The following is a 26,179-nucleotide window of genomic DNA, read 5'->3' on the forward strand; positions in this document are numbered from 1 at the left end:
GGGGAAAGAGATGCGGAAAAGGCTTTCGATTTTCATCCTGATGGCCGCACCATTGTTGCCCGCATCTGCCTTTGCCGGCTGTTTCGACATCGCCAAGGGACAGCCGTCTAGCCTCAGCGGCGTGCTGACCCACCACATCTTTCCGGGACCGCCGAACTTCGAGGATGTGCAGAAGGGCGATACGCCCGAACCCGGCTATATCCTGAAGCTGGATGACAACATCTGCCTCATGGGAGACGTCGACTTCGCCGATCCCAAGCTCCGTTTTGACGAAGTACAGCTTGTCCCGACCGACGAGACCAGCGCGGATATGAGGACATTACGCGACAGCCGCGTGCACGTCATCCTCAAGGACCCAATGCCCGCCATGACCGGCCATCACCACCGCCCGCTCGTCGCCTGGGTAACAGCCATCGAACCGCAGGGTGACCCCACCAAGAACTACGGTACCGCAGCAACCACGGTCGAGGCCTTTTACAAGGCGCTGGAAACGGGCGACGGCATGCTGGCCGCGCGCTTCATCATTCCCGAAAAGACGGAGAAAGGCCTGCTGTCTCCCGGTTCGCTTTCGCGGTTCTACGGCAATCTCGATGAGCCGCTGGAATTGCATGACGTCCACGCCCTTGCCGACGACAGGTTCCTCGTCCGCTACCGGTTTCGCGATGGCGAGAGGGTCTGCGACGGCCGCGCCACCGTCACCACCACACGCCGCGATGGCCGCGCCTTCATCAAGTCGATCCGCGCCGAAAGCGGCTGCTGAGCAGCCAAAGAAAAAGGCCGGGGAAGTCACCTCCCCGGCCCGGATATGCTGGCTTTTCCGATCCGATGACGCACAAGACGCGCGCCAGGATGACGGAGATTAGTTGCGGTCCTTGTCGACCAGCTTGTTCTTGCCGATCCAGGGCATCATGGCGCGGAGCTTCGTGCCGACTTCCTCGATCTGGTGGCTGTCGTTCAGGCGGCGGATACCCTTGAAGCGAGCGGCGCCTGCGCGGTATTCCTGCATCCAGTCCGAGGTGAACTTGCCGGTCTGGATGTCGTGCAGAACGCGCTTCATTTCAGCCTTGGTTTCGGCAGTGATGATGCGCGGACCGGTGACGTATTCGCCCCACTCGGCCGTGTTGGAGATCGAGTAGTTCATGTTGGCGATGCCGCCTTCATAGATCAGGTCGACGATCAGCTTCACTTCGTGCAGGCACTCGAAATAGGCCATTTCCGGAGCGTAACCGCCTTCGACCAGCGTTTCGAAGCCAGCGCGGATGAGCTCGACGAGACCGCCGCAGAGAACGACCTGTTCGCCGAAGAGGTCGGTTTCGCACTCTTCCTTGAACGAGGTTTCGATGATGCCCGAACGGCCGCCGCCAACGCCGCAGGCGTAGGAGAGAGCGAGTTCAAGCGCGTTGCCGGAAGCGTTCTGGTGGATGGCAACGAGGCAGGGAACGCCGCCGCCCTTCTGGTATTCGCCGCGAACGGTGTGGCCCGGGCCCTTCGGCGCGATCATGACGACGTCGACCGAAGCCTTCGGCTCGATCAGGCCGAAATGAACGTTGAGGCCGTGGGCGAAAGCGATGGCAGCGCCATCACGGATGTTCGGAGCGATGTCGGCCTTGTAGATATCGGCCTGAAGTTCGTCCGGGGTCGCCATCATCATCAAGTCGGCCCAGGCTGCAGCTTCGGCAACGGTCATAACCTTGAAGCCGTCAGCTTCGGCCTTTTTGGCGGTTGCGGAGCCGGCCTTCAGAGCGATGGCGACGTTCTGCGCACCGCTGTCCTTCAGGTTGAGGGCGTGTGCACGGCCCTGGGAGCCGTAGCCGATGATGGCGACCTTCTTGGCCTTGATGAGGTTCAAGTCGGCATCACGATCGTAATAAACGCGCATCGTATTTTCCTTCCCTATGCTTGTCGGTTGTGATGGGTATCAGTTGTCGGCGAACCGTGGTGGGCAGAGCCCCTACGACCCCGCCAATGCTTTTTCAGTGCCGTAGAGCGTCAGAAAGGCATGAACAGCCTTTTCCGCCCGGGCAGCGAAATTTTTCGTATTGGGCGCTTCTCCCAGCAGCATACGCACATGCAGGTCCGAGACGATCAGCCCGTAAAACGTGCGATAAGCTTCCTCGCCATCGGAAAAGCGCAGAAGACCGTCGCGCTGGCCGGCGTCGAGCAATGCCCGTGCACGCCGGTCGATCTGCCGGCGGCCGCGCTCAAGAAGCAGCGTGCCGAGCTTCGATCCGTCGCGGCTGCTCTGGCCAATCGCCAGACGGTTGAGCGCCAGCGAAACATCGCCCGCGAGAACCTCGAGCAGATCGTGAGAGAAAACGTCGAGATGTTCCTTGAGGCTCGCTGCACTCAGGCGTTCACCCGGCCGCTCGACTGTCCTGACCTTGCTCGCCTGATAGGAGATCATGGCCGACAATAGCCCGTCTCGATCGCCGAACCACTTGTACAGGCTTTCCTTGGAGCAGTTCGCGGCGCGCGCGAGCCCGGCGGTGGTCAGCGCCTTGTCCCCGCCTTCGACGAGCAGACGCAACGCTTCCGCCAGAACAGCGCTCTGGCGCGGCGTAAATTCGGCGGTGGCGGTTTCGGTCTGCAAGATAGTGATCCTCAAGTACCGTACGGTACGGTTCTCCCTACCGGCAAAAAAATCCGCGGTCAAGTGCCATGTGCAGAATGACGAGAAGAAGAAGGCCCTTCTGCCCTCCGCATCATCGGACCCAACGGCTTTCAACGCATTGCTCGAACATCGAAATATTCATTGATGCCAGTTTTGGCGTTTGGTCGGATCAATGCGGCGGGATAAGGCTCGTAACCAAATCACCCGATCAAGAGGATAGCCTTCGATGTCGCTGCGCGTTGCCGCCCTGCTCCTTGCCTCCGCCTCCCTGCTTGCCGCATCCCCCTCGGCTGCAGCGCCAGAAAACCGTTGCGGCTGGATCCAGAACCCGACGCCCGGCAACAACTGGCTGGACGACCGCGACGGCACCTGGATCATCACCACGCAGGGCATGGATGACGAGCCGCTTGGCATGGAGAACTTCCCGGACATCTCGACCGGTGACTATGTGGCCGTCAACGGCAACTACGGCTACACCTGCGGATGCGTGAAGGCCGAGACGGAAAAGAATACCGATCCCAGCTTCTCGGCAAAGGGCAAGATTACCGCCGTCTACGGCGTCAAGCTCCTCCCGCTCAAGACATGCCTCGCAGACCGCAACCTGCCGAAGCCCGAATAAGCAAACAGGATTGAAGCTGACGACCGCATCGTCAGCTTCACATTGCATCAAACGGCGTAGCTGACAGGTACCGCCTGCCCGCTCTTGAGCGTCTCCATGGAGATGAAGGCGGAAACGTCGAACAATTCTATACGTTTGACCAGACGGCGATACACCAGGTCGTAATGCTCGACCTGCGGCAGAACGATCTTCAGTAGATAATCGTAGCTGCCCGTCAGCCTGTGGGCCTCGACGATTTCGGCAATATCCGCGATCGATCCCCGAAACGTTTCGATCCAGTCATCGGAATGATGCGCCGTCTTCACCAGCGCGAAGACGGTCGTTGGCACGCCGATCTTTTCCCGGTCGAGGATCGCGATCCGCTTCTGGATATATCCGGCATCCTCGAGACGCTGGATGCGACGGGAGCAAGCCGAAGCGGAAAGCGAGACCAGTTCGGCGAGATCGGCCAGCGGAACGGAGGAATCACGCTGCAGGGCGTCGAGGATCTTTCGGTCGCGGTCATCAAGCATATACAACTCCAAACTGCCGGATCAACGCCGGAAAACTGCAAAAAACAACCATAATCTGCATTCAGAATGCGCGAACTATGGGCGCCGCCTTAACAATTGCAAGCCGTTCTCTCCGGCTGCATGTCACAATCCCAAGAACAATTTCTTCCGGAGAAGCAAGATGAAGCGTGTAGGGTTGATCGGCGGCATGAGTTTCGAAAGTTCAGCTGTCTATTATCGACTAATCAACGAGATGGTCCGTGATCGTGTCGGCGGACTCGCGTCGGCCGATCTGCTGATGCACTCTGTCAACTTCTCCGAGATCGTCGCTTATCAGAAGGCAGGACGCTGGGACCTCGCTGAAAAGCATCTCTCCGACGTGGCCGGCGGTCTGCAGGCGGCGGGTGCGGAGTGCGTGTTGATCTGCACCAACACAATGCATCTCGTCGCCAATGGCGTATCTGAATCAGTGAACATTCCACTCATCAATATCATCGACGTGACCGCAAAGGCGATTGCGGAAAAGGGGTATCGCCGCCCTCTGCTCCTCGCTACCCGCTACACCATGGAGCACGGCTTCTACACCGACCGGATGCGGACTCACGGTCTTGATCCGCTGATCCCCGATGAAGATGACCGCATCCGCGCGCACTCGATCATTTTCGACGAACTCTGCGCGGGACAAATCAGGGATACATCCCGCGATGCCATGAACGCCATGATCGAAAAGGCTAAAAAGGCCGGCGCCGATAGCGTCATTCTGGGCTGCACCGAGATCTGCCTCCTCCTCGACCCGACCAATCTTCCCCTGCCGGGCTTCGATTCGACCGAACTCCATGCCTCTGCCGCCGCGGATTTCGCGCTCGCGGCCTGAATACGATAAAGTTGACCAAGTCCAACAACTGATTGCTACAGTCATATTATTGGTCTATCCAGCATCGAAAGGGAGAAATCGATGCTGGATAGAGGAAACCTTGCGACCATAGAGGCGATGCGCGCCTTCAACCGATTCTATACCGACCGAATCGGCATTCTGGATCGGGCATATCTCAAGGCCGACTACACGCTTGCCGAAGCCCGCGTCGTCTACGAACTCGGCGCCCGCGGCCAAGCCTCGGCCAAAGAACTCGTTCGCGACCTGCATATCGATCCAGCCTATCTCAGCCGTATCATCAAGGCTTTCCGTTCCGCCGAACTTATCGAGCAGACGCGTGATCCCGAAGACGGCCGCAGCCAGATCATCAGCCTCACTCCGAAAGGTGTGGCCGAGTACGAGTCACTCGGGGAACTATCGAGAAACCAGCTTGCGCAGATACTGGAACCGCTAGGCCCGTCCGAACGTGAAACGCTGGTCGCTGGCATGGCAGCGATTACCCGCCTCCTCGATGAAGAGAAGCGCAACTCGGCGCCGCCGATCCTCAGGCCTCACCGTCCCGGCGATCTCGGCTGGATCATCCAGTCCCAGTCCGAATTCTATGTGCGTGAATTCGGCTGGAATGACAAATTCGAGGCGTTGGTCTCGGAGGTTTCTGCAAGATTTCTGTCCGGTTTCAATCCGGCCCGCGACTATTGCTGGATCGCCGAGCGTCACGGCGTTCGCATCGGTTCGGCGCTGGTCATGGATGGCGGCAATGATATCGCCAAACTGAGGTTGCTCTATGTCGACGAAGCCGCGCGCGGCCTTGGCCTCGGGCGCCTGCTGGTCGATCAGTGCATCGATTTCGCCCGCCACGCCGGCTACCGGCAGATCTCGCTCTGGACCAATGACATCCTGCATGCCGCCCGCCACATCTACGTGACGGCCGGTTTCAAGCTGGTTTCGGAGGAACGGCATACACTTTTCGGCCCGGAACTGAATGGACAGACCTGGACCCTCGATTTCTGATCGATGTTCTCAGACACCCTCAGCATCAAAACGCTGGCGTGCCTCGCGCACGGCAAGGAAATTCGTTTCCGCCCACTCCAGAAGACCGGCGAGCGCCTTGAAAAGCGATTGCCCGAGCTCTGTCAGCCTGTATTCGACGCTTGGCGGTTTGGTCGGAAAAACCGTGCGCTGGACATAACCGTCCCGCTGCAGCTCGCGAAGGGTCTGCGTCAGCATTCGCTGTGAGATATCAGGAACCAGCCGCCGCAATTCACCAAAGCGGTAAGGCCGCTCCCAGAGAAGGATGAGCACCAAGCTCGACCATTTTCCGCCGATATGATCGATAACAGAACGAACGGGACAATCGGCAAGCGACGGCCCATCAACGCCCTTATAGGCGGCGATCTTGGCCTCGAATCCCGAAATCGCGATGGTCATATGTTTCCTCTTGATCAGGTGGGCACCAAAAAGTGCCTTCTTTACAAGCCATCGTCAATTCCCATTTTAGCGTTACTCTCATTTTGAGAGCGCCATTTTCGCCGCGGAGATTCTTGCGGCAATGCAAAGGGAAAAGACCATGAGCAAGATCCTCGTCACTGGCGCCTCCGGCAAGCTCGGCGGCCTCGTCATTGAAAACCTGATCGCCAAGCAGGGCGTTGCACCGGCCGACATCGTCGCCGGCACCCGCGATCCGTCGAAGCTCTCCGCTCTCGTCGCCAAGGGCGTGGAAGCCCGCAAGGTCGATTTCGACGATCCGGCATCGCTGGAAGCCGCCTTCAAGGGCATCGACCGCCTGCTGATCGTCTCCACCGACGAACTGGCCACCCCTGGCAAGCGCCTCGTACAGCACAAGGCAGCCGTCGAGGCTGCAAAGAAGGCTGGCGTTGGTCGCCTCTTTTACACCTCCCTACCCAATCCCGACATCTCCAAGGTTACCTTCGCTCCCGACCATTTCGGCACCGAAGAGGCCATCAAGGCGACGGGCCTTCCCTACACCTTCTTCCGCAACAGCTGGTACATGGAAAACCTGTTCATGGCCCTCCCGGCCGCTCTCGGCTCGGGCAGCTGGTACACCTCTTCCGGCCAGGGCAAGATTGGTCACATCAGCCGCGCTGACATCGCCAAGGCCATTGCCGGTGCGCTTGCCAAGCCGGTTTCCGAAAACGCCATCTACACGCTGACGGGCGAAAAGACGTACACGACCGAAGAAATTGCGGCCCTTGTCCGCGAAGTCACCGGTCGCCCGCTCGCCGTGGTACATGTAACCGACGAGCAGCTCGCTGCCGGCATGGCGGGCGCCGGCGTCCCCGCCCCGTTCATCCCGACCTTCGTTTCCTTCGACACGAACACCCGCGAAGGTCTGTTCGACATCAACAATGATGAAGCCACAAAGCTGTCCGGCGAGAAGCTCGTCTCGCTCAAGGACTTCCTGATTGCGAACAAGGCAGCCCTCGGCGCCTGATACGCATGGCGAATAACAACAAAGGCCCGGCGCTCGACGCCGGGCCTTTTTGTTTTTCATCACAGTCAGGAATGACCTGACCCATGCGACGAAAGAAAAGCTCTCCGCCCCATCAAAACGTCTGGCCACAGGCGCGACGGAAACGGCGTACCGTTTCGGCCATGCCGTATTCAAGAGCATCGGCGGTCAATCCGTGACCGATCGAAACTTCCGCCAGCATCGGGATACGTTTCATCAGCGCCGGCAGGTTGGCAACGGTCAGGTCATGACCGCCATTGACGGCCAGACCGCAAGCGAGAGCGGCATCGGCCGTCCGCCCGAGCAAGTCTATCTCCTGCGTCGCCTTCTCCGGATTATCGAAACAGCCGCCATAGGGGCCGGTGTAGAGTTCGATGCGATCGGCTCCCGTCTCCCTCGCAACAGCAACCGCCTCGGCGTCGCCGTCACCGTCGGCAAAAAGCGAGACGCGCATGCCCTTCGACTTCAGCCGCGCGACCGTTTCGGTCAGGAATGCCTTGTGCTTCCGGAAATCCCAACCGTGATCCGATGTCGCCTGGCTCGGATCGTCGGGCACCAGCGTTACCTGCTCCGGCTCGGTCTTTTCGCACAGGACAAGGAAATCCTCGGTCGGATAGCCCTCGATGTTGAATTCGGCACGGGGAAAGTCGTCATCGATCAGCGCCCGCAGCACCGGCAGGTCCGAAAAGCGGATATGCCGTTGGTCCGGCCTCGGATGAACCGTCAATCCGCTGGCTCCGGCCTCCAGCGCAAGCCGCCCGAAGCGAGCCACATCCGGCCATGGCAGATCCCGGCGGTTGCGCAGCATGGCAATGGCATTGAGATTGACGGAGAGCTTGGCCGGCATTGCGATCTTTCCAGGCTATGATTTTCGAGAGCCAGGTATTTAGGCGATCAGACGATGGAACGCCAACGAGAATCGCACATGTTTCCATTGACGGCGTTGATGCGTATTGCGAAGCTGGGAAACTTGGGTTGATTTCCGTTTTTTCGGGGGAAATGACCCAATCGAGGTATTTTCGTGGGCCTTCTATTTTGGCATTGCTGAAGTGACTTTAGTATGAGGAAAATATCTAACGGAATGCAGTGACCGCCCTCCACTACTGTTCCGCGCAAGGCACGACAGGCACAACGCGAGGAGCTCTTGCAAAAGACCAATGCCACGGAGAGACAATGAGCGAGGTTCGGCGCATAGATAGCGACAGAGTGAAGCTTTCGCTCCAGGCGATCCTCGATAGCCAGACCTTTGCCCGCTCTGAGCGTCTGCGCGCTTTCCTCAGGTTCGTGGTCGAGATGGAACAGCTTGGGCGGGCTCATCAACTCAAGGGATATACGATCGGGATCGACGTATTCTCTCGCGACGAGTCCTTCGATCCCGGTGCCGATCCGCTCGTGCGCGTGCAGGCGGGCAAGCTGCGAAGACTACTGAACCAGTATTACGCTGATGAGGGGCGCCACGAGCCGCTGCGCATCCGCATACCACTTGGCTGCTACGTGCCGATCTACGAATGGGCTTCGACGGAGAACCGGCGTTTCGTCGCCGAAAAGCCCGCGGCGAGCTGGCCGGAGATGATCTCCCTGCCCCTCATGCCAGACACGGGTAACGGACTGGCGGATGTGAATGCGAAAGGCGCCTTTCACCTGCCGCATATCACAATCTCACTGCCAGAAAATCCAGACTGGCGAACGAGAATGTTCACCAACGCCGTGCGCATAGGTGTTCGACATCTCTGGGGCATAAAGCTGGACTGCAACGTTGCCGTTGAGGCGGAGGATAGCAATCCGCTCGATTTCTCCCTGGACGTCAATGCCGACAGCGATACATCACCGTTGACGGCGAAACTACGCCACCGGCAGACAGGCAAGCTGGTGGTGGGACACTCGCGCAACAAGGCAGAGACTGAATCGAGCCGTCAGGTCGCCGCCTTCGCCAACCAGTTCTGCGTGGAAACCTTGTCGCTTACGGGACAGCTCTACCATTTCTGCCAGGCCCACTCGCTGTCCTCCGTTCTGATGGATTGCCTTGAGGCCACCTATCTCTACAACCTCGACAACTCTCCGGACAGCTTTATCGAGGCCGCTCGTCATCAACGGCGGCTTGTCCATCCCTATCCGCTGACCCATTTCATCAGCGATCTATCCGGCCTCATGGCACTGACGGCAGACACCGACCAGACATTTCGACAGGGCTGAAAGCATTAGAGGACGTTACCCCCTCAGGCAGTTTGCAAAAGACTGCGACGAGGATTAGTCTGAAGTTTTAAATGATCGGGAAAGCAGCCTTTCCGGAGTAATACCGCCGGAAGTGTCATATGGATCTGCTTCCGAAATTGCATGAAATCAAAAGACATGAAGCATTACTGACGATTACCTTTTCGCCAGTCATGATGTGGAATGGCAATGAAGGCGCATTTCATCGCGTCTGCGGAAATTGCAAAGTCCGGGACGACGGAAAGCATCGATAAAGAACTGCATTGAGAGGAACGACAGGAACGCTGGACGGGGGGAGGTCATGGCGGAAGGGTTGCACCATCGAAAAAGTGCCCGCGATACGAGGGCCGGAGCCACATCAGAGACCATCTATTTGCCGGCCGTGGAGTTGCCGGCCCAACTGCCGGAGGGACCGGTGGCCATAGCGGAGATGGCCAGCCTCTTCGGCGTCACCCATCGGACCCTGCATTTCTACGAGGAAAAAGGACTGATAAAGGCCGGGCGCGTCGGCCTGATGCGCGTCTACGGCCGACAGGATATCTACCGCATGGCAGTGATTACGGCCTGCCGTGATGTCGGAATGCCAGTCGCGGCAATCCAGGACCTGATGGAAGCACTTAAGAAGGCGCGCTCCCAGGCCAAGGCTGATGCCTTGTTTGCCGAAGCGCTGCTTGCCCGTCAGGGGGAACTGACCGCCAACCTGTCGACCATTCATCATCAGATGCAGCAAATCGCAAGGATCATGGCTTCGGACAAGGTCGAGGGGCAGAGCGCACGCCTACAACAGGCTCAACACATCGGACTGACGGATGTCGAACGCCGCTGCCTTGAACTGATGGCGGAGGGCTATGCGTCGATGAGGCTCGCCCGGGCGTTGAACGTGAGTACGGGAGAGATCAGCAGGATCGAAGGCGAGATCATTCGGAAGTTCGATGCGAGCAACAGGTTCCAGGCCGTCGCCAAGGCTGTCCTACTGGGCCTGGTCAACTAGGCTATGCCCAACGAAAGCCGTGATACACCCTTCTGAAAGGGTGAACCTAAAGAGCGAAACGCAACACTTGGGGACAGAGGAAGGCCCCCGTCGCAAACACCAATGTGGGCGGAAATTCCCGGCTTGCCGTTGATCAAATCTTACCTAGATTTAACAGGACTTTCCTTGGAGAAGTGAATACCCAGAGCTTGTTCAACAATGAGTGAGCTTATCAAAAATGCCTGCCTTCCTTTCACGCTACGCAACGCCCTTCATTACGGGACTTTTCCTCGTTTCATTGATCTCCGGCATCGCCCTCTTCTTCCATGTCGGGTCGGCCGCGTTCCGAGGCATGCACGAGTGGTTGAGCATGGTGCTCATCCTGCCGTTCTTTCTCCACACATGGAAGAATTGGCGGCCCTTCGTGATGTATTTCAAGCGGCTTCCCATGGCGATCGCGCTTGGTCTCTGTCTTGTCGCCGGCTTGGTCTTCGCGTGGCCGGCCATCACCGGCACTGCCAGTAACACCGGCGGCAACCCGGCGATTGTCATGGCCCGCATCGTCACGGACGGCACACCGGCGCAAGTGGCTCCTCTCCTCGGTCACACCGAGGAAAGCCTCGTCGCATCGCTCAAAGAAAAAGGCTTCAACGCAGCGGAAACGGGCCGGAAACTCTCCGAGATCGCATCGGCTTCCGGCAAGGAACCCATGGCGATGATGGCCACGCTCGCTTCACTGCGGACGGATCAGTAACGGCGGATCACGAGCGACGCTCACCGCACGATTGTGAGCGTCTCCGCTGCGCGCGTAACAGCAGTGTAAAGCCAGCGTTCGCGGGTATCGCGGAATGCCCAGCTCTCGTCGAACAGGACGACATTGTTCCATTGGGAACCCTGTGCCTTGTGCACCGTCAATGCATAGCCATAGTCGAACTCGTCATAACGCTTGCGCGTCGACCATGGAATTTCGCCTTCGACATCCTCGAACGCCGCCTTCAACAGCTTGATCTTGGCCGCCCCGCGATCCATGTCGTCATCTTCCGGCCGGATCAGCAGGTTGATGCCGGGCTTCACAGTTTCCCGCGATGAGGTCATCACCTGCCAGAGCGAACCGTTCAGCAGGCCTTTCACCTGATCGTTGCGGAGGCAGACCAGCTTGTCGCCCGCCTGCGGATAATCGACGGAGAAACCCTTCAGCTCCCGCAGGCGCTTATTGTAGCGCCGCCGCGTCTTGTTGGTACCGACCAATACCTGATCCGCACCAAGCACCAGATCCTGCGTCACCTCGTTGCGGGAAATCACATGAGCGGTACCATAATCGCCATGCATGATCTCCTTGCCCTCGCGCACCTGCATGGCAAGCTGGATGATCGGATTGTCGCGCGCCTGACGATGAATATCCGTCAGCAGGTAATCAGGCTCCTGTTCCGTAAAGAAACCGCCACCTGTGACCGGGGGCAACTGCCCCGGATCGCCGAGAACCAGAATGGGTGTGCCGAAGCTCATCAGGTCCTTGCCGAGTTGCTCGTCCACCATCGAGCATTCGTCGATCACGATCAGCGCCGCTTTTGCGACTGGGCTCTGCCGGTTGATGGAAAACATCGGAGCGATGGAGGTCTTCCCGGTTTCCTCATCCTCGACAGCCTCCTCGCCGCGCGGGCGATAGATCAGCGAATGAATGGTCTTGGCGTGCGTGGCTCCGCGCGAGCGCAGAACCTGCGCCGCCTTACCGGTGAAAGCCGCGAACAGCACATCGCCATCCACATGCTCGGCGAAATATCGGGCAAGCGTCGTCTTGCCCGTACCGGCATAGCCGAACAGACGGAAAACCGGCTGTTTGCCCTCCTTCAGCCATTTGGAAACGGCCTTCAGGGCTTCGTCCTGTTGAGGTGCGAACTGCATGGGGCGACTTGTCAGGATTCGCGCCGAAAACGCAAGCAAAGCATGACCCGGCCCCGGGCAACGGCATAGAAACCTGAGGAGCGAGAGAAAATCTTTGTCCTTTGAGGGAATAAACCGACCCTCCCCGGTGTCACATCTCCAGGCGGGGCCAAAACGGCACCTGCCCGCAACATCGGAGGAAGTGCAATGAAAACCCGTTTGCTCCTGACCGTCGCCCTGATCGCCCTTGCAGGCCCGGCATTGGCCGAACCCTTCAAGACCGTTGAAACCTCAGGCGGCAAGGTGCTTGCCGACGAAAACGGCATGACGCTCTACACCTTCGACAAAGACAAGAAGGGCATGTCGAACTGCTACGACGCCTGCGCCAGCAACTGGCCGCCCTATCTTGCCGCTTCAAGCGCCAAAGCAGAAGGCGCATACTCGCTGGTGAGCCGCAAGGACGGCAAGATGCAGTGGGCCCTGCACGGCATGCCCCTCTATCTCTACGCAGAGGACATGAAGCAAGGCGACATGGCCGGCGACGGCGTGAAAGGTGTCTGGCATGCAGCAAGGCCCTGACGGTCGAGGCCCTGACAATCGAGACGGCGGACCGGGGGAACATGCCCCCGGTCCCGGCCGATTCGAGAGAGACATGCTGTCCCTGTTGCCTGCCCTGCGCCGCTATTCCCGCAGCCTCACCCGTTCAGATACCGAAGGCGAAGACCTGTTTCAGGATTGCGTCGAGACCGCACTTGCCAAACGCGGAAACTGGCGCGGCATAAACTTGAAGGGCTGGATCTACGCCATCATGACCAACCTGCACCGCAATCAGGACCGGCAGACACGGCGGCATCCGGTGGTCGAACTGGAGGAGGCGTCAGACCTGCCCTTTCCCGCGGCGACCGAAGATCCCCTCGAGAGCCGGCGGCTGCATGCGGCGTTGAACGGGCTGCCGGACGAACAGCGGACCGTGTTGATGCTGATCGTGGTCGAAGGCCATGCCTATCACGAAGTCGCGGAGATCCTTGAAATTCCCATCGGCACCGTGATGTCTCGTCTTTCCCGCGCCCGCCAGCGCCTGCGAGATGTGCTTGCCGAACAGAATATCGTTACCCTGCGGAGACCGAAATGACGCAAACCCTTGATCCCGTGGATGACAGCGACCTGCACGCCTATGTCGACGGCCTTCTGGACGAGAAGCGCCGCGCCGAGGTCGAGCGTTGGCTTGCCGCTCACCCGGAAGAGGCCGCAAGGGTTGCCGACTGGCAGAAACAGAATGCCGACATTCGCGATCTCTTCCGGAACTACGAACGGCATTACGAAACAGACCGCGCCATGCTCGCCCGCCACCGCTCCCACGCGAGCCGGAAAATTTCCATTCGAACGATTGCAATGCGTACCGCCGCGGCGATCATGCTTTTCACCGCGGGCATCGCATTTGGCCGCCTCTTTCCTCCAACGGCGGAAAACGAACCGGTTGAGGTCGCCATCAATACCGCCAGTCTTCAGGATCAGGCGCGCTCAGCCTTCCTGATCTATGCCAACGATGTCCGTCATCCGGTCGAGGTCGGAGCGGACCAGCAGGAACATCTGGCGACATGGCTCGGCAAGCGGCTGGATTATCCGATGCGCATTCCCGACCTCTCTGCCGTCGGCTTGAAACTCGTCGGTGGACGACTGGTGCCCGTCAGCGGCAAGGCCGGCGCCCTGCTGATGTATGAAGACACGTCCGGCGAACGGATCACGGTGCTGGTCGGCCGCAACGAGGACAACCGGGAAACCAGCTTCCGCTATGCCAGTGACGAAGGTCTGGAAACCTTCTACTGGATCGACGGGCCGGTGGGATATGCGGTGACGGGAGAAATCTCCCGTGAGAGGATGCAGCAGATAGCCGATGAGTGCTATCGTCAGTTCGATACCTGACGTGTGGGAGACACGCGTCGCGGAGGAGAAAACGATGACGCTGAAGCTCTATTTCCACCCGCTCGCATCCTTCTGCCACAAGGTACTGATCGCTCTCTACGAGAACGCCCTGCCCTTCGAACCCGTCATCGTCGATCTCGGAGACGAAGCCTCGCGCGAGGCGTTCAGGCAGGTCTGGCCACCCTTGAAGTTTCCGGTGCTTGTTGATGAAACGCGACAGGCAATCGTCGCTGAATCCGCCACCGTCATCGATTATCTCGACAGCTTCGCCAACCCGGCAATACCCCTTGTCCCACGCGATCCTGGTCTCGCCTGGCAGGCCCGCATGTGGGACCGCCTGTTTGACGACATGCTGCAACTGCCGATGCAGAAGGTTGTGCTTGATGCCCTGCGCCCCGTCGACAGCCGGGATCCCTTCGGGGTGAAGCAGGCGAAGGACGAAATCCGCACCGCCTACGCCTTCATGGAGGAACGCTGGCCACAGAACGGCTGGGCCGTCGGCCCGAACTTCACACTCGCCGATTGCTCCGCCGTGCCGGCCCTGTTTTACGCCGACACGATCTCTCCGCTCGGCGCGGAATTTCCCCGCCTCAAGGCCTATTTCCAGCGCCTGAAGCAAAGGCCATCGGTCGCGCGCGTGCTGCGGGAAGCGGAACCCTATTTCGCGATGTTCCCGCTCGATCCGAAACCATCGATTTAACGCAATTCCAGCAAAAGTAGGAACCGGTTTTACGTCCGGAATTGCGGGAAAACAAAGAGATAGAGCATTGGAGGCGATTCTGTTCTCGCCGGAAATGCTCTAGCGCAGACTTAAACCCGCATCGGATCGTTTTCGAGCAGGATCGGACTGCCATGCGGCGTTGCTTCCGCTGCCCGCTTCCAGCTCTCCTGCAGGGTCAGCACCGTATCGGCGTCGGCAAGTCCCTTGGAGACCAGCAGCCCGGTCAGCGCAGCGACCCAGCCGTCGAAATAGTCCGAGCCGTCCTCGGCGCGTTCGGGTCTGTGCAGCTCGGCAGAAAGCGCCTCTGCCCACTCTCCCCAGGAAAACAGGCCCCTCTCATGCAGATGCACGGTCATGGCAAAGGCCTGAGCGTTCCATGGCTCGACGAAGACCGGATCGCCCTCGGCCGATTTCGGCAGCCCCGGCGACTGGCGGAGCGGAGATGGCGCGTCACAGGCGGACAAGATAGCTCTCCCAGGCATCGATCGAAACCGTCAGTGACGGATCGGCCCCATCTCCCCATATCTCCCCGGCATCGAACACGACCGTATAGATCCATTCCGGGTTCTCGCCCTTACCGTGGGCATTGTCATCGGCAAAGACGTAGCTGCCCTGCACGGCCTCGATCACCCCGATCTTGGCGCGGGCATAGCGTGGCAGCCGTGTATGGGTTTCCGGGTTGAAATTTCGGGTCCGAACGCGGTCTCCTACCGAAAACAGCGGTTCATTGTGCACCGGCCGGTCACAAGGGCCGCCCCGCGCCAGAACGCCAGGCACCATATCCGCCGTCAGAACACGCTTCGGCGTAGCACCCTGGCCAAGGTTCCGGCCGGAAAAAAGCTCCTCGCGCGTTGCAAAACCATGTCGCTCCAGAAGCGTGTCCAGCGCGCGGATCCAGATCTCGTAGTAGCTTGCGGAAAGATAATTCGCCGGCGGAATATTCTCCCGGGCGTGACGGCTTTCGTCGATGGTCCATGCTCCGAAAGCGCCGCAGCCAAGCGTCAGCCCGAGCGCCCGTTTCTCCCACTCCGCATGAAAGAGCGGTTCGTTCTTTTCCGGCGCCACCGGGCCGAAGCCCATCTGACCGCCGAGGTCATGAGGACCGTTCATCGCCGGCCCTCCGGCGATGCCGCAAGACCGGTGCCGATCATGGAATCCCGGGTAACGAGGGCAGCCAGCGCCTCGTGATCCAGCCCGTCAGTGCCTACAGGACGCTCCGGCACGACGATATAACGAAGCTCGGCCGTTGAATCCCAGACGCGGATCTTCTTGTCGGAAGGAAGCGTCACACCGAACTCCTCCAGCACCGCACGCGGATTGATGACGGCGCGCGAACGATAGGCCGGTGCCTTGTACCAGACTGGCGGAAGGCCAAGGACCGCCCATGGATAACAGGAGCAGAGCGTGCAGACGACCATGTTGTGGGTTTCAGGCGTGTTGAACACCGCCCGCATATGCTCGCCCTGCCGCCCGGTGTAGCCAAGGCTCGCAATCGCCGCAGTCGCGTCTTCCTTCAGCCACTCGGCAAAGGCCGGCTCACTCCAAGCCTTGGCCACCACATGGGCGCCGTTTCGTGGGCCGACCTTGGTCTCATAGGTCTCGACGATCGCATCGATTGCCGCCGGATCGATTAGACCCTTTTCCGTCAGCAGCGTTTCCAGCGCGCGAACCCGCGCCTGCATGTCGGAATAGTGGTTGTCGTGGTGGTGATGACCATGATCGTGGTCATGCGAATGGTGGTCGTGCTCGTGCAAGGCGGCGCCCCCTGGTGTCGAAGAACGTCAATTCTTAGCAGGCTGCCGGAGGATGCCAAGCCCTGTCCATTCCGAAATAACCGGTCATTTCAGCATCGGCCAGAGGCTCGCCACCAGCAGGAGGGCCATGGTGATGTTGAACCATTTCAGCCGCACCGGCACCGACAGCCATTCACGTAGAACGGAGCCGAAGCCCGCCCACGTGGAGACGCTTGGCAGATTGACCGCGGCAAAGACCAGCCCGACGATCACGACGCTCCAGAGATACTGGTCGGCATCGATATATACCGACATCGCCGTGATGGCCATGACCCAGGCCTTCGGGTTGACCCACTGAAAGGCGGCCGCGGCGAGAAAGGTCATCGGCCGCGCCGCTGCCTCCCCGTCACCAAGCGTCCGCGAGGTGCCGATCTTCCAGGCGATGTAGAGAAGATAAATGCCGCCAGCGATCTTGAGGCCGGTATAGAGCAGCGGCACCGTTGCAAGCAGGGCGCCAAGCCCGAGCCCGACCCCGATCAGCAGCGACAGGAAGCCGACCCCGATGCCAAGCATATGCGGAACCGTGCGCCGGAAACCGAAATTCACGCCCGAAGCAAACAGCATCATGTTGTTCGGGCCCGGTGTGATGGACGTCGCGAAAGCGAAGCCGACCAAGGCCGAAAGTGTAGCAGTATCCAAGATGAGCCCCCTGAAATCGGAGGCAAAATAGCCATGCGTCCGCCATCCGGCCATCGGAGATTTGTCACGGTGGCAATCATTTCAACCGGAGGTCCGCACCGCATCAACAGCAGGCTGGATGAGATCCCGCAAGTTCGTTTCGAGGATTGAAACCGGCGGCCGCTCCTCTAATCTGCAAAACCTATTCGACACGAGGACCTCCGATGCACGACCCGATTCCCACGGTAACTCTTCCCTCCGGCCTGGATATTCCGGCCCTTGGCCTCGGCACATGGAAGATGGGAGAGACAAGAGGTCGTGCGCTCGAGGAGATCGACAGCCTGCGGCTCGGGCTCGACCTCGGCATGACGCTGATCGACACGGCCGAGATGTATGGCGAGGGCGGGGCGGAGAAGATCGTTGGCAAGGCGCTGGAGGATCGTCGCGACGAAGTGTTCCTCGTCAGCAAGGTCTATCCCTGGAATGCGAGCTACGAAAAGACCATAGCCGCCTGCCGGGCAAGCCTTGCGCGCCTCGGCACCGACCGGCTCGATCTCTACCTGCTTCACTGGCGCGGCGAGTATCCGCTCGACGAAACCGTGGCCGCTTTCGAACATCTGAAGAAAGAAGGCATAATCGGCGCCTGGGGCGTATCGAACTTCGACGTCGACGACATGGAGGAATTGTTCTCCGTACCCAATGGGGAAAACTGCGCCGCCAATCAGGTGCTCTACAATCTCGGCCGCCGTGGCATCGAGTATGATCTCCTGCCCTGGTGCCAGCAGCGAGGCATACCCATCATGGCCTACTCGCCGATCGAGCAGGGCCGTCTCGTGCACCATCCCGACCTCATCCGTATCGCCAAGACCTATCAGGCAACGCCGGCGCAGGTGGCCCTCGCCTTCGTGCTGGAACGCGACGGCGTGATCGCCATCCCGAAATCCGCCAACCTGAGGCGTGTGCGGGAAAACCGAGATGCGGTAGACCTCGATATCAGCGACGAGGACTGGGCAGAACTCGACGCCGCCTTTCCGCCGCCGGACGAGAAACTTCCGTTGGAAATGCTCTGAAATCGCCTTCGGTTTCGTGAATGGAAACCTCATCCTTCACTTCGAGCGCGGAAAGAAACCTACGCGGTCAGAGAGGTATTCTCCTCTCCCCACCATCGAATGATGCCGCCCAATAACGCTCGCCCTCTCCACCCACACAATACGCAAATAAAATAATTAGCTATTCAACTAATCATAAAAATTAAATCTGACATACGGACTGGACATTTAAGAATTTTCCTAATTATGGAATTTGCAAAAAACACGCACATTCAGTCCAATGACCAAGGCGCTCAGGTGAAGAAACAGACGAAAAAGGCATCCACCCCACACAAGTCCGAAAGGCGGGCTCAGCAGGCCTTTCATGCTCTCGCCGCCGCTCCTCGTCGGGCAATCCTCAAATACCTTGCCGTCTCAGGACTCACCGCGGGCGAGATATCCTCACGCTTCGACATGGCCAAGCCATCGGTATCGCAGCACCTCGCAATTCTGGAAAATGCCGGCCTTATCACGCGCGAAAAGCGCGGGCAGTTCGTTCACTACGCCCTGGCGCCGAACATCCTGAAGGAGGTCCTGACCGGCTTCCTTCAGGATCTTGAGCCACCGGAAGTATCGACGACCGACGACCCGGCTAAACCGCAGGAACAGACAGAGCAGAAGAGCAAGGGAAAATCGGCAAAGGTAGCCAAGCCTATCAAAGCAGAGACAGCCGATGAGCCAGCGGCAAAGCCTCTGCCCAGCCAGATGTCGATGTTCTGAAGCATATCGCGCAAAAGTGTGCAGCGGTTTTGCGACGATGGCATACGACAAAACTGCGACGTGAAGCGCAAGGAGTTGAATCTGGAAGATCGCCGACGCGCTTTGGAACGGCCTTTGCAAGGACGGCTCGAGCGTGAACGCTCGATATGCGATGCACTCTGTACTGATGCCTCCCGGCAATACGGCACGACAGATACAGCCGGCATTCAACGCAAGACCGAAACCCTCCGCACTGGCAGGTGCGGCACATAGCAAAAGGCATCCTGCGGTGACTAGACCGGCAGAATGCCTTTTGGATCAGACGGGACGAATGGGCATCCGCCCCATCAGGCAGCGGATGCGATCGGCTTCTGATCGATCAGTATACAGGATGTCCCGGCGTTGAATGTGAGAACCAGCCTCACTTTCCGCCGAGAGCGATCACATGCCCTGCGAACCGCGGTTCATCGCCGCAATGCCCGTGCGGCAGATTTCATTGAGACCGAGCGGCTTCATGATCGCCACGAACTGGTCGATCTTGGAGGACTTGCCGGTGATCTCAAAGATGAAATGCTCGACGGTCGCATCGACCACCTTCGCCTGGAAGGCATCGGCAAGGCGCAGCGTTTCGGCACGCATCTCGCCTTCGGAAACCACTTTCACCAGCGCCACTTCGCGCTCGATAGGACGCTCCTGACCAAGCTCCTTCGCGCGCACTGTAAGGTCGAGAACCCGGTGCACCGGAACGATACGCTCGAGCTGGGCCTTGATCTGCTCCAGCACGCTCGGCGTACCGCGCGTTACAATGGTGATGCGCGACAGATGCGCTTCATGCTCGGTCTCGGAAACCGTCAAGCTTTCGATGTTGTAGCCACGGCCTGAGAAAAGGCCGATGACCCGGGCAAGAACGCCCGGTTCGTTATCGACGAGAACCGATAGCGTATGGCTTTCGGTGGCTGCGGTTTCCTTGGCGATGAAGTAAGCCGAGCCGGTAGGTTGAAGCTGTGCGTTCATGTGTCTCTGTTCCTGTCTATCGCGTCAAACCAGCTGACGGCCCTTGGCGTCGATCGCCGTCGCAACGGCCTCGTCGGTCGCCTCGTCCGGCAGCAGCATCTCGTTATGTGCCTTGCCCGACGGGATCATCGGGAAGCAGTTGGCGAGATTGGCGACACGGCAATCGAAGATCACCGGCTTCTTGACGTTGATCATCTCCATGATGGCGTCGTCGAGTTCATCGGGCTTTTCGCAACGCAAGCCGACAGCGCCATAGGCCTCGGCAAGCTTGACGAAGTCAGGCATGGCCTCGGTGTAGGAGTTCGACAGGCGGTTGCCGTGCAGGAGCTGCTGCCACTGGCGAACCATGCCCATGTACTGGTTGTTCAGGATGAAGATCTTGACCGGCGCTTCATACTGGACCGCGCAGGACATTTCCTGAATGCACATCTGGATCGAGGCATCGCCGGCGATGTCGATGACGAGGCTTTCCGGATGGGCGATCTGCACCCCGATTGCCGCCGGGAAGCCGTAGCCCATGGTGCCGAGACCGCCCGAGGTCATCCACCGGTTCGGCTTCTCGAAGCCAAAGAACTGCGCGGCCCACATCTGGTGCTGACCGACTTCGGTGGTGATGTAGGTGTCGCGATCCTTCGTCAGGTGGTAGAGCCGCTCGATGGCGTATTGCGGCATGATGACGTCCTTCGACGGCGTATAGGCGAAGGAGCGGCGCGCCTTCCAGCGAGCAATGCTGTCCTTCCACTCCGCCGTCTGCGCAGCCTCGGGCTTCTTCGGAAGCGCCCGCCAGAGGCGGACCATGTCTTCGAGTACATTGCCGACATCACCGGTGATCGGAACATCGACGCGAACGTTCTTGTTGATCGAGGACGGATCGATATCGATATGGATCTTCTTCGAATTCGGCGAGAAGGCATTGAGCCTGCCGGTAATGCGGTCATCGAAGCGCGCGCCGACACAGACCATGACGTCACAATCGTGCATGGCCATATTGGCTTCGTAGGAACCGTGCATGCCGAGCATGCCCAGCCAGTTCTTGCCCGAGGCCGGATAGGCGCCAAGGCCCATCAGGGTGGACGTGATCGGAAAATCGGTGAGTTCGACCAGTTCGCGCAACAGCTTGGACGCTTCCGGCCCCGAATTGACGACGCCACCGCCAGTATAGAAGACCGGGCGGCGGGCATGCGCCATCAGTTCGATGGCTGCGCGAATGGCGTTCTCGTCGCCCTGAACCTTGGGCTGATAGCTCTTCTGCGCGACATGCGCGGAAGGCGGCGTGTAGGTACCGGTCGCAAACTGGACATCCTTCGGGACATCGACGAGAACCGGGCCAGGACGACCGCTCTGGGCGATGCGGAACGCCTCATGGATAACGCCGGCGAGCTCGTTGACGTCCTTGACCAGCCAGTTGTGCTTGGTGCAGGGGCGCGTAATACCGACGGTATCACATTCCTGGAAGGCATCGGAACCGATCAGGCTCGTCGGGACCTGACCGGAAATGCAGACCAGCGGGATCGAGTCCATCAAGGCATCCTGCAGCGGCGTAACGGCGTTGGTCGCGCCGGGACCGGAGGTTACGAGCAGAACGCCGACCTTGCCTGTTGAACGGGCATAACCTTCTGCGGCATGCCCTGCCCCCTGTTCGTGACGAACGAGGATGTGCTGGATCTCTTCCTGTTGGAAGATTTCGTCATAGATCGGCAGCACGGCTCCGCCGGGATAACCGAAGATATGCTCAACCCCGTTGTCCTTCAGCGCTCGCAGAACGATTTCCGCGCCGGTCATCTGATTGTCTTTACCCGTCATGCCTGTTTCCATCTGCCTAGGGATTTTTTTGAAGAGCCGTAGCCCGGTTTTGGCCATAAAAAAAGGCCCCTTTGAGGAGCCTGTTATCTAGCGCATGGGTGGCTAATGCCGGATGGTTACACCATCCTGCCCATGCGCTTTCCCACCACAATAAGAGCCTGCGAATTTTTCATGACACGTTTGATAACACAAATCGAAAAAGCGTCAACGCATCAAATGACAAAAAACGCGACCAAATAAGACAGAAAAGACCACGCTTCCGAAAAACACGATCGGTGCAATATACCCATCGTTAAGTCGCGGCAGGGTATATTACCTCCCCGAGCAGGGAGTTCATCATTGCGTAACGACGATCTGAAGACATCCGGCAGCGCCGGCGAACAAGATCGCCGCGACCGTATGCATCCGGGCTATCGTATGCTCGGACGCGTCGTCGCCTGCAACGGCTCCCGCGCAACCATTGCCGCAGTGGCGGAAGAAGGGTCCACCGACCTCACAGAACTTTGGTCCGTCGGGCGCCTGATTTCTATCAGCGTCGGGGCAAATCGCGTCGTCGCGCTGGCCTATTCGATGCAGACGGGCTCGCGCGACTGGGGCGAAGAGGCGGATAACTATTTCCTGATCGAGGTCGAGCTGTTGGGCGAGGTCCACAAGGGACTGAGTGGCCAGGACGAGTTCTCGACCGGCATTTCGCGTTATCCCTATCTCGGTGCCATTGCCCACCGCATACGCGCCGCCGATCTCCTGCGCATCTACGACAGCCACAAGGGCTCCTCTTGCGCTATCGGCAAGCTCACGCAGGACGAAAGCATCGACGCGACGATTCATATTCCCTCGATGCTTTCCAAGCATTTCGCCGTGGTCGGCTCCACGGGCGTCGGCAAGTCAACGGCGGTCTCGCTTCTCCTGCGCAAGGCGATCGAGGCCGATCCGAAATTGCGCGTCCTCATCCTCGACCCGCACAACGAGTTCGCCGCCGCGTTCCCGGAGCACGCGGTTGTCGTCGATACCGACACGCTGGACCTGCCCTTCTGGCTGATGAAGCTTGAAGAATTCGCCGAGGTGCTGTTTCGCGGCCGCCCATCGGTGCCGGAGGAACTCGACATTCTCCGCGACCTACTACCTGAAGCCAAACGCGCCTTCCGCGGCAATGAATCCGCTCTTATGCGCCGTACGTCGGACAAGAGCTCGATCACAGCCGATACGCCGGTGCCCTATCGCATGGCCGATCTTCTGGCGCTGATCGATGACCGTATCGGCCGGCTGGAAGGTCGCGGCGACAAACCGTTCATGCGTGCGCTGAAGATGCGCATCATGTCGGCGATCAACGATCCGCGCTATCACTTCATGTTCTCCAACAACACGATCAGCGACACGATCATGGAGACGATTGCGGAGATCTTCCGCATTCCGGGAGACGACAGGCCAATCTGCACCTTTCAGCTCGCCGGAATCCCGTCGGAAGTAGTGAATTCCGTCGCCTCGGTCCTCTGCCGCATGGCCTTCGAACTGGCGCTCTGGTCGAACGGCGCGATCCACATGCTCGTCGTCTGCGAAGAAGCCCATCGCTACATTCCATCCGACCCGAGCCTGGGTTTCTTCCCGACACGGCAGGCCATCGCCCGCATCGCCAAGGAAGGCCGTAAATACGGTGTATCGCTGGGCATCATCACCCAGCGCCCCGGCGAACTCGACCAGACGATCCTCTCGCAGTGCTCGACCCTGTTCGCCATGCGCCTGACGAACGACCGGGATCAGGAGATCATTCGCTCCGCCATTCCTGATTCGTCGGTCTCCACCACCAGCTTCATTTCCTCGATCGGCAATGGCGAAGCGATTGCATTCGGCGAGGCAATTGCCGTGCCCATGCGCATGCGTTTTTCGCGTGTCGACAGCAGCCACCTGCCGAAGGCAAATGGCACGGGCGTCAAGCATAGCGAAGACAATCCCGATACGGTCGACCTACGGTCAATCGTTGCCCGCATGCGGTCCGTAGCGGCACCTGATATTGCGGCATTCCAGCAGAGCTTCGAAACTTCCTTCCCCGCCAGCCGGCCGGAGAAAAATCCGCGAAGCTTCAACGAAGTCGCACCTCCCTCCCCGGAGCAGGATGAAGACGATTTCGAGATCCCGGCCCATCTCGGCCCGAACGCCACGTTCGATGAGATCCGGCAGGCTCTCCTGACACCTGAGCATCCCGCCCCGGCAGCACATCCCGGCACCGCACCCGAACCGCCGCCGGTAGTCGAGCCCTACCGTCCCGACATGCTGCCCGGCAGCAGGTTTGCGGAAGAGCGCACAGCCCTGCAGCGCGAAGGCATATTCCCCCAGCAGCCACGCGAACGAGGCGAACCGGCGCCTTACGCTGAGATCCACACGCAGGAGCCTTCGCCGCCCGCCAACCCTTCCTTCGGAGGCACGCTTCGTCGTGAAGGCAGCACGCTTCGCGAAAGCATCCTGAAGAAACCGCTCTCCAGCCTCTACCGCAAGGACTGAGCGGAGAAGGTCGCGGGATCGATCCGCCCCCAGCTTTCATCCATCTGGTTGCGAAACCACGTCATCTGCCGCTTGGCATATTGCCGGGTCGCAGCCGATGCCAACTCGATGACCTCTTCCCGTGAAAGCTGCCCCTTCAGCATCGCCGCGATCTGGGAAACCCCGATCGCCTTCATCGCCGGCATCTCGGGAGAAAGCCCAAGCGCCAGCAACGCTTCGACCTCTTCTACAGCACCCTGCTGGAACATACCGGCAAAGCGCCGGTTGATCCTCTCATGCAGAAGCGCACGGTCCGGCAGCACCACGAATTTGCCAGCGCGGGCAGGATCGACCAGCATCGGACCGGCCTTGCCCTGAAACTCGGAGATCGACCGCCCCGTCGCCTCCAACACTTCTAGCGCCCGCACGATCCGCTGACCATCCTGCGGATTGAGGCGTTCGGCCATCGCTGGATCGCGTGCGGCCAGTTCTCGGTGAAGCACCTCCGCACCTTCCGCAGAAAGCCGCCCCCTCAAGCTCCTCCGGATATCATCGGGTACGGCCGGCATGTCGGAAAGACCGCCGGTCAGCGCCTTGAAGTAGAGGCCTGTCCCCCCAATGATCACAGGAAGTACATTGCGATCCTTCAACCGGGAGAGAAGATCACCGGCTTCGCGCAACCAGTCGCCGGTCGAATAGGTATTGCCGGGAGGCACGTGTCCGTAGAGATGATGGGGAATTCCATCCATTTCCTCTTCCGATGGGCGCGCAGTCAGCACCCGCAGGACGTCATAGACCTGCATGCTGTCGGCATTGATCACCTGTCCACCGAAACGCTTTGCGAAATCGAGCGCCAGCGCGGACTTGCCGCTGGCAGTCGGCCCGGTTATCAGGATCGCGTCGATGTCATTTCCAAGGTTATTCATCATGGCTCTCGTTGCCACGCTTATTGCCAATCCGTCAAATCCCGTTCTCGCACCCGCCGTCGCGGAAAAGGCTGCCGAGGCGGTGAAGGCCGCCGGTCTTTACTGGCTCGCGGACGGCATCGCCTGCGACATCGCCCTGAGGGATGATGCCGACCTCGCGGAGGCGGAAACCGTGCTGCGTGCTGCAATTGAGGGTCTTCCGGTCGACCTCGCCATTCAGGATGCCGATACACGGCGTAAGAAATTCCTGATCGCGGACATGGATTCGACCATGATCGGCCAGGAATGCATCGACGAACTGGCGGCGGAAGTCGGGCTGAAAGAGAAGGTTTCGGCGATTACCGCACGTGCCATGAACGGCGAGATAGCCTTTGAACCCGCCCTCAGGGAGCGTGTCGCCCTGCTCAAGGGTCTGCCGGTCACAGTCGTCGACGAAGTAATCGCCAAGCGCATCACGCTGACACCGGGCGGACAGGAACTAATCGCCACCATGAAGGCCAAGGGGCATTACACCGCCCTGGTCTCCGGCGGCTTCACGGTCTTCACATCACGCATCGCCGAAACCCTCGGCTTCCACGAAAACCGCGCTAACATCCTGATCGAGGAAAACGGTGCACTCGCCGGTGTAGTGGAGGAGCCAATCCTCGGCAAACAGGCCAAGGTCGACGCCCTTGTCGATATCTCCCGCAAGCTTGGCATCGATCCTGCCGAGGTGATCGCCGTTGGCGACGGCGCCAACGACCTCGGCATGCTTGAACTGGCAGGATCGGGTGTCGCACTCCACGCCAAGCCGGCAGTGGCTGCTCAGGCTAAGATCCGCATCGACCACGGCGACCTCACCGCGCTCCTTTACCTACAGGGCTATCGCAAGAGCGATTTCGTCACCCCCTGAAGCCAGCCACAGCAATCCTCATGAAAACGACCTCCGTGTTCTCTACACGGAGGTCGTTTTCGTTGATCAGGATTTCTCAGGTGTAAAGCCCATCATTCCT

The 26,179-nt window shown here is 59.5% G+C and carries 30 protein-coding genes; 16 read left to right on the forward strand and 14 right to left on the reverse strand.

Annotated features, from left to right (window positions below; genetic code table 11):
• Window positions 1–10 precede the first annotated feature (10 nt).
• A complete protein-coding gene (locus H4I99_RS04865) occupies window positions 11–760 on the forward strand; it encodes a hypothetical protein (protein ID WP_163899637.1) in 750 nt (249 codons plus the stop codon).
• Window positions 761–859: 99 nt separating this feature from the next.
• On the opposite strand, the gene ilvC is transcribed toward H4I99_RS04865, so the two are convergent.
• Together ilvC and H4I99_RS04875 are read right to left on the reverse strand one after the other, a co-directional pair.
• Window positions 860–1,879 carry a ketol-acid reductoisomerase gene (gene ilvC / locus H4I99_RS04870; RefSeq protein ID WP_163899639.1) on the reverse strand — a complete coding sequence of 340 codons (1,020 nt, stop codon included), beginning with the start codon at window positions 1,877–1,879 and terminating at the stop codon, window positions 860–862.
• Between the two features lie 72 nt (window positions 1,880–1,951).
• On the reverse strand, window positions 1,952–2,590 hold the full coding sequence (locus H4I99_RS04875; protein WP_163899641.1) for a TetR/AcrR family transcriptional regulator: 639 nt from the start codon (window positions 2,588–2,590) through the stop codon (window positions 1,952–1,954).
• 247 nt (window positions 2,591–2,837) lie between these two features.
• Here H4I99_RS04875 and H4I99_RS04880 point away from each other — a divergent pair, with 247 nt between their 5' ends.
• Window positions 2,838–3,230 carry a DUF4087 domain-containing protein gene (locus tag H4I99_RS04880; protein ID WP_163899643.1) on the forward strand — a complete coding sequence of 131 codons (393 nt, stop codon included), beginning with the start codon at window positions 2,838–2,840 and terminating at the stop codon, window positions 3,228–3,230.
• Window positions 3,231–3,277: 47 nt separating this feature from the next.
• Here H4I99_RS04880 and H4I99_RS04885 read toward each other — a convergent pair whose 3' ends face one another.
• Entirely contained in the window at window positions 3,278–3,742 is a 465-nt protein-coding gene (locus H4I99_RS04885) for an Lrp/AsnC family transcriptional regulator (RefSeq protein WP_163899645.1), read from the reverse strand.
• Between the two features lie 160 nt (window positions 3,743–3,902).
• Between H4I99_RS04885 and H4I99_RS04890 the strand changes: the two genes are divergently transcribed.
• Both H4I99_RS04890 and H4I99_RS04895 read left to right on the forward strand, forming a co-directional pair.
• Window positions 3,903–4,595, forward strand: coding sequence for an aspartate/glutamate racemase family protein (locus H4I99_RS04890; RefSeq protein ID WP_163899647.1), 693 nt, complete (start codon window positions 3,903–3,905; stop codon window positions 4,593–4,595).
• A gap of 81 nt (window positions 4,596–4,676) precedes the next feature.
• Window positions 4,677–5,606: a bifunctional helix-turn-helix transcriptional regulator/GNAT family N-acetyltransferase gene (locus H4I99_RS04895; protein ID WP_163899649.1), complete on the forward strand. Its 930-nt coding sequence runs from the start codon at window positions 4,677–4,679 to the stop codon at window positions 5,604–5,606.
• A gap of 9 nt (window positions 5,607–5,615) precedes the next feature.
• Here H4I99_RS04895 and H4I99_RS04900 read toward each other — a convergent pair whose 3' ends face one another.
• Window positions 5,616–6,023 (reverse strand): winged helix-turn-helix transcriptional regulator, encoded by a 408-nt coding sequence (locus H4I99_RS04900; RefSeq protein WP_163899650.1) that lies wholly within the window; start codon window positions 6,021–6,023, stop codon window positions 5,616–5,618.
• Window positions 6,024–6,162: 139 nt separating this feature from the next.
• On the opposite strand from H4I99_RS04900, the gene H4I99_RS04905 reads away from it, so the two are divergent.
• The gene (locus H4I99_RS04905; RefSeq protein ID WP_163899652.1) at window positions 6,163–7,047 is read left to right on the forward strand and encodes an SDR family oxidoreductase; all 885 of its coding nucleotides are present in this window, start codon (window positions 6,163–6,165) and stop codon (window positions 7,045–7,047) included.
• A gap of 112 nt (window positions 7,048–7,159) precedes the next feature.
• Here H4I99_RS04905 and H4I99_RS04910 read toward each other — a convergent pair whose 3' ends face one another.
• Window positions 7,160–7,912 (reverse strand): pyridoxine 5'-phosphate synthase, encoded by a 753-nt coding sequence (locus H4I99_RS04910; RefSeq protein WP_163899654.1) that lies wholly within the window; start codon window positions 7,910–7,912, stop codon window positions 7,160–7,162.
• 326 nt (window positions 7,913–8,238) lie between these two features.
• On the opposite strand from H4I99_RS04910, the gene H4I99_RS04915 reads away from it, so the two are divergent.
• The 3 genes from H4I99_RS04915 to H4I99_RS04925 all read left to right on the forward strand — a co-directional run bounded on the left by H4I99_RS04915 (window position 8,239) and on the right by H4I99_RS04925 (window position 11,000).
• The gene (locus tag H4I99_RS04915) at window positions 8,239–9,258 is read left to right on the forward strand and encodes a hypothetical protein (protein WP_163899656.1); all 1,020 of its coding nucleotides are present in this window, start codon (window positions 8,239–8,241) and stop codon (window positions 9,256–9,258) included.
• 319 nt (window positions 9,259–9,577) lie between these two features.
• Entirely contained in the window at window positions 9,578–10,267 is a 690-nt protein-coding gene (locus H4I99_RS04920) for a MerR family transcriptional regulator (RefSeq protein ID WP_163899658.1), read from the forward strand.
• A gap of 217 nt (window positions 10,268–10,484) precedes the next feature.
• Window positions 10,485–11,000: a DUF4405 domain-containing protein gene (locus H4I99_RS04925; protein ID WP_163899660.1), complete on the forward strand. Its 516-nt coding sequence runs from the start codon at window positions 10,485–10,487 to the stop codon at window positions 10,998–11,000.
• Window positions 11,001–11,020: 20 nt separating this feature from the next.
• On the opposite strand, the gene H4I99_RS04930 is transcribed toward H4I99_RS04925, so the two are convergent.
• Entirely contained in the window at window positions 11,021–12,148 is a 1,128-nt protein-coding gene (locus H4I99_RS04930) for an ATP-dependent DNA helicase (RefSeq protein WP_099058211.1), read from the reverse strand.
• Between the two features lie 186 nt (window positions 12,149–12,334).
• Between H4I99_RS04930 and H4I99_RS04935 the strand changes: the two genes are divergently transcribed.
• From H4I99_RS04935 to H4I99_RS04950, 4 genes are all read left to right on the forward strand, one after another.
• Window positions 12,335–12,706 carry a COG4315 family predicted lipoprotein gene (locus tag H4I99_RS04935; protein WP_163899661.1) on the forward strand — a complete coding sequence of 124 codons (372 nt, stop codon included), beginning with the start codon at window positions 12,335–12,337 and terminating at the stop codon, window positions 12,704–12,706.
• Between the two features lie 73 nt (window positions 12,707–12,779).
• Window positions 12,780–13,259: an RNA polymerase sigma factor gene (locus tag H4I99_RS04940; RefSeq protein ID WP_244624918.1), complete on the forward strand. Its 480-nt coding sequence runs from the start codon at window positions 12,780–12,782 to the stop codon at window positions 13,257–13,259.
• A complete protein-coding gene (locus tag H4I99_RS04945; RefSeq protein WP_163899665.1) occupies window positions 13,256–14,050 on the forward strand; it encodes an anti-sigma factor family protein in 795 nt (264 codons plus the stop codon). The genes H4I99_RS04940 and H4I99_RS04945 overlap by 4 nt, the downstream gene beginning before the upstream one ends.
• Window positions 14,051–14,084: 34 nt before the next feature.
• Window positions 14,085–14,750 carry a glutathione S-transferase family protein gene (locus H4I99_RS04950; RefSeq protein ID WP_163899667.1) on the forward strand — a complete coding sequence of 222 codons (666 nt, stop codon included), beginning with the start codon at window positions 14,085–14,087 and terminating at the stop codon, window positions 14,748–14,750.
• A gap of 110 nt (window positions 14,751–14,860) precedes the next feature.
• Here H4I99_RS04950 and H4I99_RS04955 read toward each other — a convergent pair whose 3' ends face one another.
• The 4 genes from H4I99_RS04955 to H4I99_RS04970 all read right to left on the reverse strand — a co-directional run bounded on the left by H4I99_RS04955 (window position 14,861) and on the right by H4I99_RS04970 (window position 17,203).
• A complete protein-coding gene (locus tag H4I99_RS04955) occupies window positions 14,861–15,235 on the reverse strand; it encodes a nitrile hydratase accessory protein (protein ID WP_163899669.1) in 375 nt (124 codons plus the stop codon).
• On the reverse strand, window positions 15,222–15,881 hold the full coding sequence (gene nthB, locus H4I99_RS04960; protein WP_163899671.1) for a nitrile hydratase subunit beta: 660 nt from the start codon (window positions 15,879–15,881) through the stop codon (window positions 15,222–15,224). Before nthB ends, H4I99_RS04955 begins: the two co-directional genes overlap by 14 nt.
• Window positions 15,878–16,525 carry a nitrile hydratase subunit alpha gene (nthA, locus tag H4I99_RS04965; protein ID WP_163899673.1) on the reverse strand — a complete coding sequence of 216 codons (648 nt, stop codon included), beginning with the start codon at window positions 16,523–16,525 and terminating at the stop codon, window positions 15,878–15,880. The genes nthB and nthA overlap by 4 nt, the downstream gene beginning before the upstream one ends.
• A gap of 84 nt (window positions 16,526–16,609) precedes the next feature.
• Complete coding sequence (locus H4I99_RS04970) at window positions 16,610–17,203, reverse strand: LysE family translocator (protein ID WP_186663231.1); 594 nt, start codon at window positions 17,201–17,203, stop codon at window positions 16,610–16,612.
• Between the two features lie 203 nt (window positions 17,204–17,406).
• On the opposite strand from H4I99_RS04970, the gene H4I99_RS04975 reads away from it, so the two are divergent.
• Window positions 17,407–18,252: an aldo/keto reductase gene (locus H4I99_RS04975; RefSeq protein ID WP_163899678.1), complete on the forward strand. Its 846-nt coding sequence runs from the start codon at window positions 17,407–17,409 to the stop codon at window positions 18,250–18,252.
• A 276-nt stretch (window positions 18,253–18,528) separates the two neighbouring features.
• Entirely contained in the window at window positions 18,529–18,990 is a 462-nt protein-coding gene (locus H4I99_RS24805; RefSeq protein WP_425314357.1) for a metalloregulator ArsR/SmtB family transcription factor, read from the forward strand.
• Window positions 18,991–19,410: 420 nt separating this feature from the next.
• Here the strand turns inward: H4I99_RS24805 and ilvN are convergent, their stop codons facing one another.
• From ilvN to H4I99_RS24855, 3 genes are all read right to left on the reverse strand, one after another.
• Complete coding sequence (ilvN, locus tag H4I99_RS04985; RefSeq protein WP_163899682.1) at window positions 19,411–19,983, reverse strand: acetolactate synthase small subunit; 573 nt, start codon at window positions 19,981–19,983, stop codon at window positions 19,411–19,413.
• Between the two features lie 24 nt (window positions 19,984–20,007).
• The gene (locus H4I99_RS04990; RefSeq protein ID WP_163899684.1) at window positions 20,008–21,786 is read right to left on the reverse strand and encodes an acetolactate synthase 3 large subunit; all 1,779 of its coding nucleotides are present in this window, start codon (window positions 21,784–21,786) and stop codon (window positions 20,008–20,010) included.
• A 204-nt stretch (window positions 21,787–21,990) separates the two neighbouring features.
• Window positions 21,991–22,092: a 4Fe-4S binding protein gene (locus tag H4I99_RS24855; protein ID WP_483310636.1), complete on the reverse strand. Its 102-nt coding sequence runs from the start codon at window positions 22,090–22,092 to the stop codon at window positions 21,991–21,993.
• Window positions 22,093–22,125: 33 nt separating this feature from the next.
• Between H4I99_RS24855 and H4I99_RS04995 the strand changes: the two genes are divergently transcribed.
• Window positions 22,126–24,282: an ATP-binding protein gene (locus H4I99_RS04995; RefSeq protein ID WP_163899686.1), complete on the forward strand. Its 2,157-nt coding sequence runs from the start codon at window positions 22,126–22,128 to the stop codon at window positions 24,280–24,282.
• On the opposite strand, the gene miaA is transcribed toward H4I99_RS04995, so the two are convergent.
• Window positions 24,267–25,190, reverse strand: a complete 924-nt coding sequence (miaA, locus tag H4I99_RS05000) for a tRNA (adenosine(37)-N6)-dimethylallyltransferase MiaA (RefSeq protein ID WP_163899688.1) — start codon at window positions 25,188–25,190, stop codon at window positions 24,267–24,269. The two genes, H4I99_RS04995 and miaA, sit on opposite strands and share 16 nt — an antisense overlap.
• Between miaA and serB the strand changes: the two genes are divergently transcribed.
• Entirely contained in the window at window positions 25,189–26,079 is an 891-nt protein-coding gene (serB, locus tag H4I99_RS05005; RefSeq protein WP_163899690.1) for a phosphoserine phosphatase SerB, read from the forward strand. The two genes, miaA and serB, sit on opposite strands and share 2 nt — an antisense overlap.
• Window positions 26,080–26,179 lie beyond the last annotated feature (100 nt).

The organism is Paenirhizobium daejeonense, assembly GCF_014280875.1.
Classification (GTDB): domain Bacteria; phylum Pseudomonadota; class Alphaproteobacteria; order Rhizobiales; family Rhizobiaceae; genus Allorhizobium; species Allorhizobium daejeonense.

Coding starts and splice junctions, on each gene's coding strand:
- ilvC (WP_163899639.1), bottom strand. CDS start 1,879: ATGCGCGTTTATTACGATCGTGATGCCGACTTGAACCTCATCAAGGCC.
- nthB (WP_163899671.1), bottom strand. CDS start 15,881: ATGAACGGTCCTCATGACCTCGGCGGTCAGATGGGCTTCGGCCCGGTG.
- H4I99_RS04905 (WP_163899652.1), top strand. CDS start 6,163: ATGAGCAAGATCCTCGTCACTGGCGCCTCCGGCAAGCTCGGCGGCCTC.
- H4I99_RS04885 (WP_163899645.1), bottom strand. CDS start 3,742: ATGCTTGATGACCGCGACCGAAAGATCCTCGACGCCCTGCAGCGTGAT.
- H4I99_RS04890 (WP_163899647.1), top strand. CDS start 3,903: ATGAAGCGTGTAGGGTTGATCGGCGGCATGAGTTTCGAAAGTTCAGCT.
- H4I99_RS04915 (WP_163899656.1), top strand. CDS start 8,239: ATGAGCGAGGTTCGGCGCATAGATAGCGACAGAGTGAAGCTTTCGCTC.
- serB (WP_163899690.1), top strand. CDS start 25,189: ATGGCTCTCGTTGCCACGCTTATTGCCAATCCGTCAAATCCCGTTCTC.
- H4I99_RS04865 (WP_163899637.1), top strand. CDS start 11: ATGCGGAAAAGGCTTTCGATTTTCATCCTGATGGCCGCACCATTGTTG.
- H4I99_RS04900 (WP_163899650.1), bottom strand. CDS start 6,023: ATGACCATCGCGATTTCGGGATTCGAGGCCAAGATCGCCGCCTATAAG.
- H4I99_RS04975 (WP_163899678.1), top strand. CDS start 17,407: ATGCACGACCCGATTCCCACGGTAACTCTTCCCTCCGGCCTGGATATT.
- H4I99_RS04880 (WP_163899643.1), top strand. CDS start 2,838: ATGTCGCTGCGCGTTGCCGCCCTGCTCCTTGCCTCCGCCTCCCTGCTT.
- H4I99_RS04945 (WP_163899665.1), top strand. CDS start 13,256: ATGACGCAAACCCTTGATCCCGTGGATGACAGCGACCTGCACGCCTAT.
- H4I99_RS04930 (WP_099058211.1), bottom strand. CDS start 12,148: ATGCAGTTCGCACCTCAACAGGACGAAGCCCTGAAGGCCGTTTCCAAA.
- H4I99_RS04920 (WP_163899658.1), top strand. CDS start 9,578: ATGGCGGAAGGGTTGCACCATCGAAAAAGTGCCCGCGATACGAGGGCC.
- ilvN (WP_163899682.1), bottom strand. CDS start 19,983: ATGAACGCACAGCTTCAACCTACCGGCTCGGCTTACTTCATCGCCAAG.
- H4I99_RS04950 (WP_163899667.1), top strand. CDS start 14,085: ATGACGCTGAAGCTCTATTTCCACCCGCTCGCATCCTTCTGCCACAAG.
- H4I99_RS04990 (WP_163899684.1), bottom strand. CDS start 21,786: ATGACGGGTAAAGACAATCAGATGACCGGCGCGGAAATCGTTCTGCGA.
- H4I99_RS04895 (WP_163899649.1), top strand. CDS start 4,677: ATGCTGGATAGAGGAAACCTTGCGACCATAGAGGCGATGCGCGCCTTC.
- H4I99_RS04935 (WP_163899661.1), top strand. CDS start 12,335: ATGAAAACCCGTTTGCTCCTGACCGTCGCCCTGATCGCCCTTGCAGGC.
- miaA (WP_163899688.1), bottom strand. CDS start 25,190: ATGATGAATAACCTTGGAAATGACATCGACGCGATCCTGATAACCGGG.
- H4I99_RS04940 (WP_244624918.1), top strand. CDS start 12,780: ATGCTGTCCCTGTTGCCTGCCCTGCGCCGCTATTCCCGCAGCCTCACC.
- H4I99_RS04910 (WP_163899654.1), bottom strand. CDS start 7,912: ATGCCGGCCAAGCTCTCCGTCAATCTCAATGCCATTGCCATGCTGCGC.
- H4I99_RS04925 (WP_163899660.1), top strand. CDS start 10,485: ATGCCTGCCTTCCTTTCACGCTACGCAACGCCCTTCATTACGGGACTT.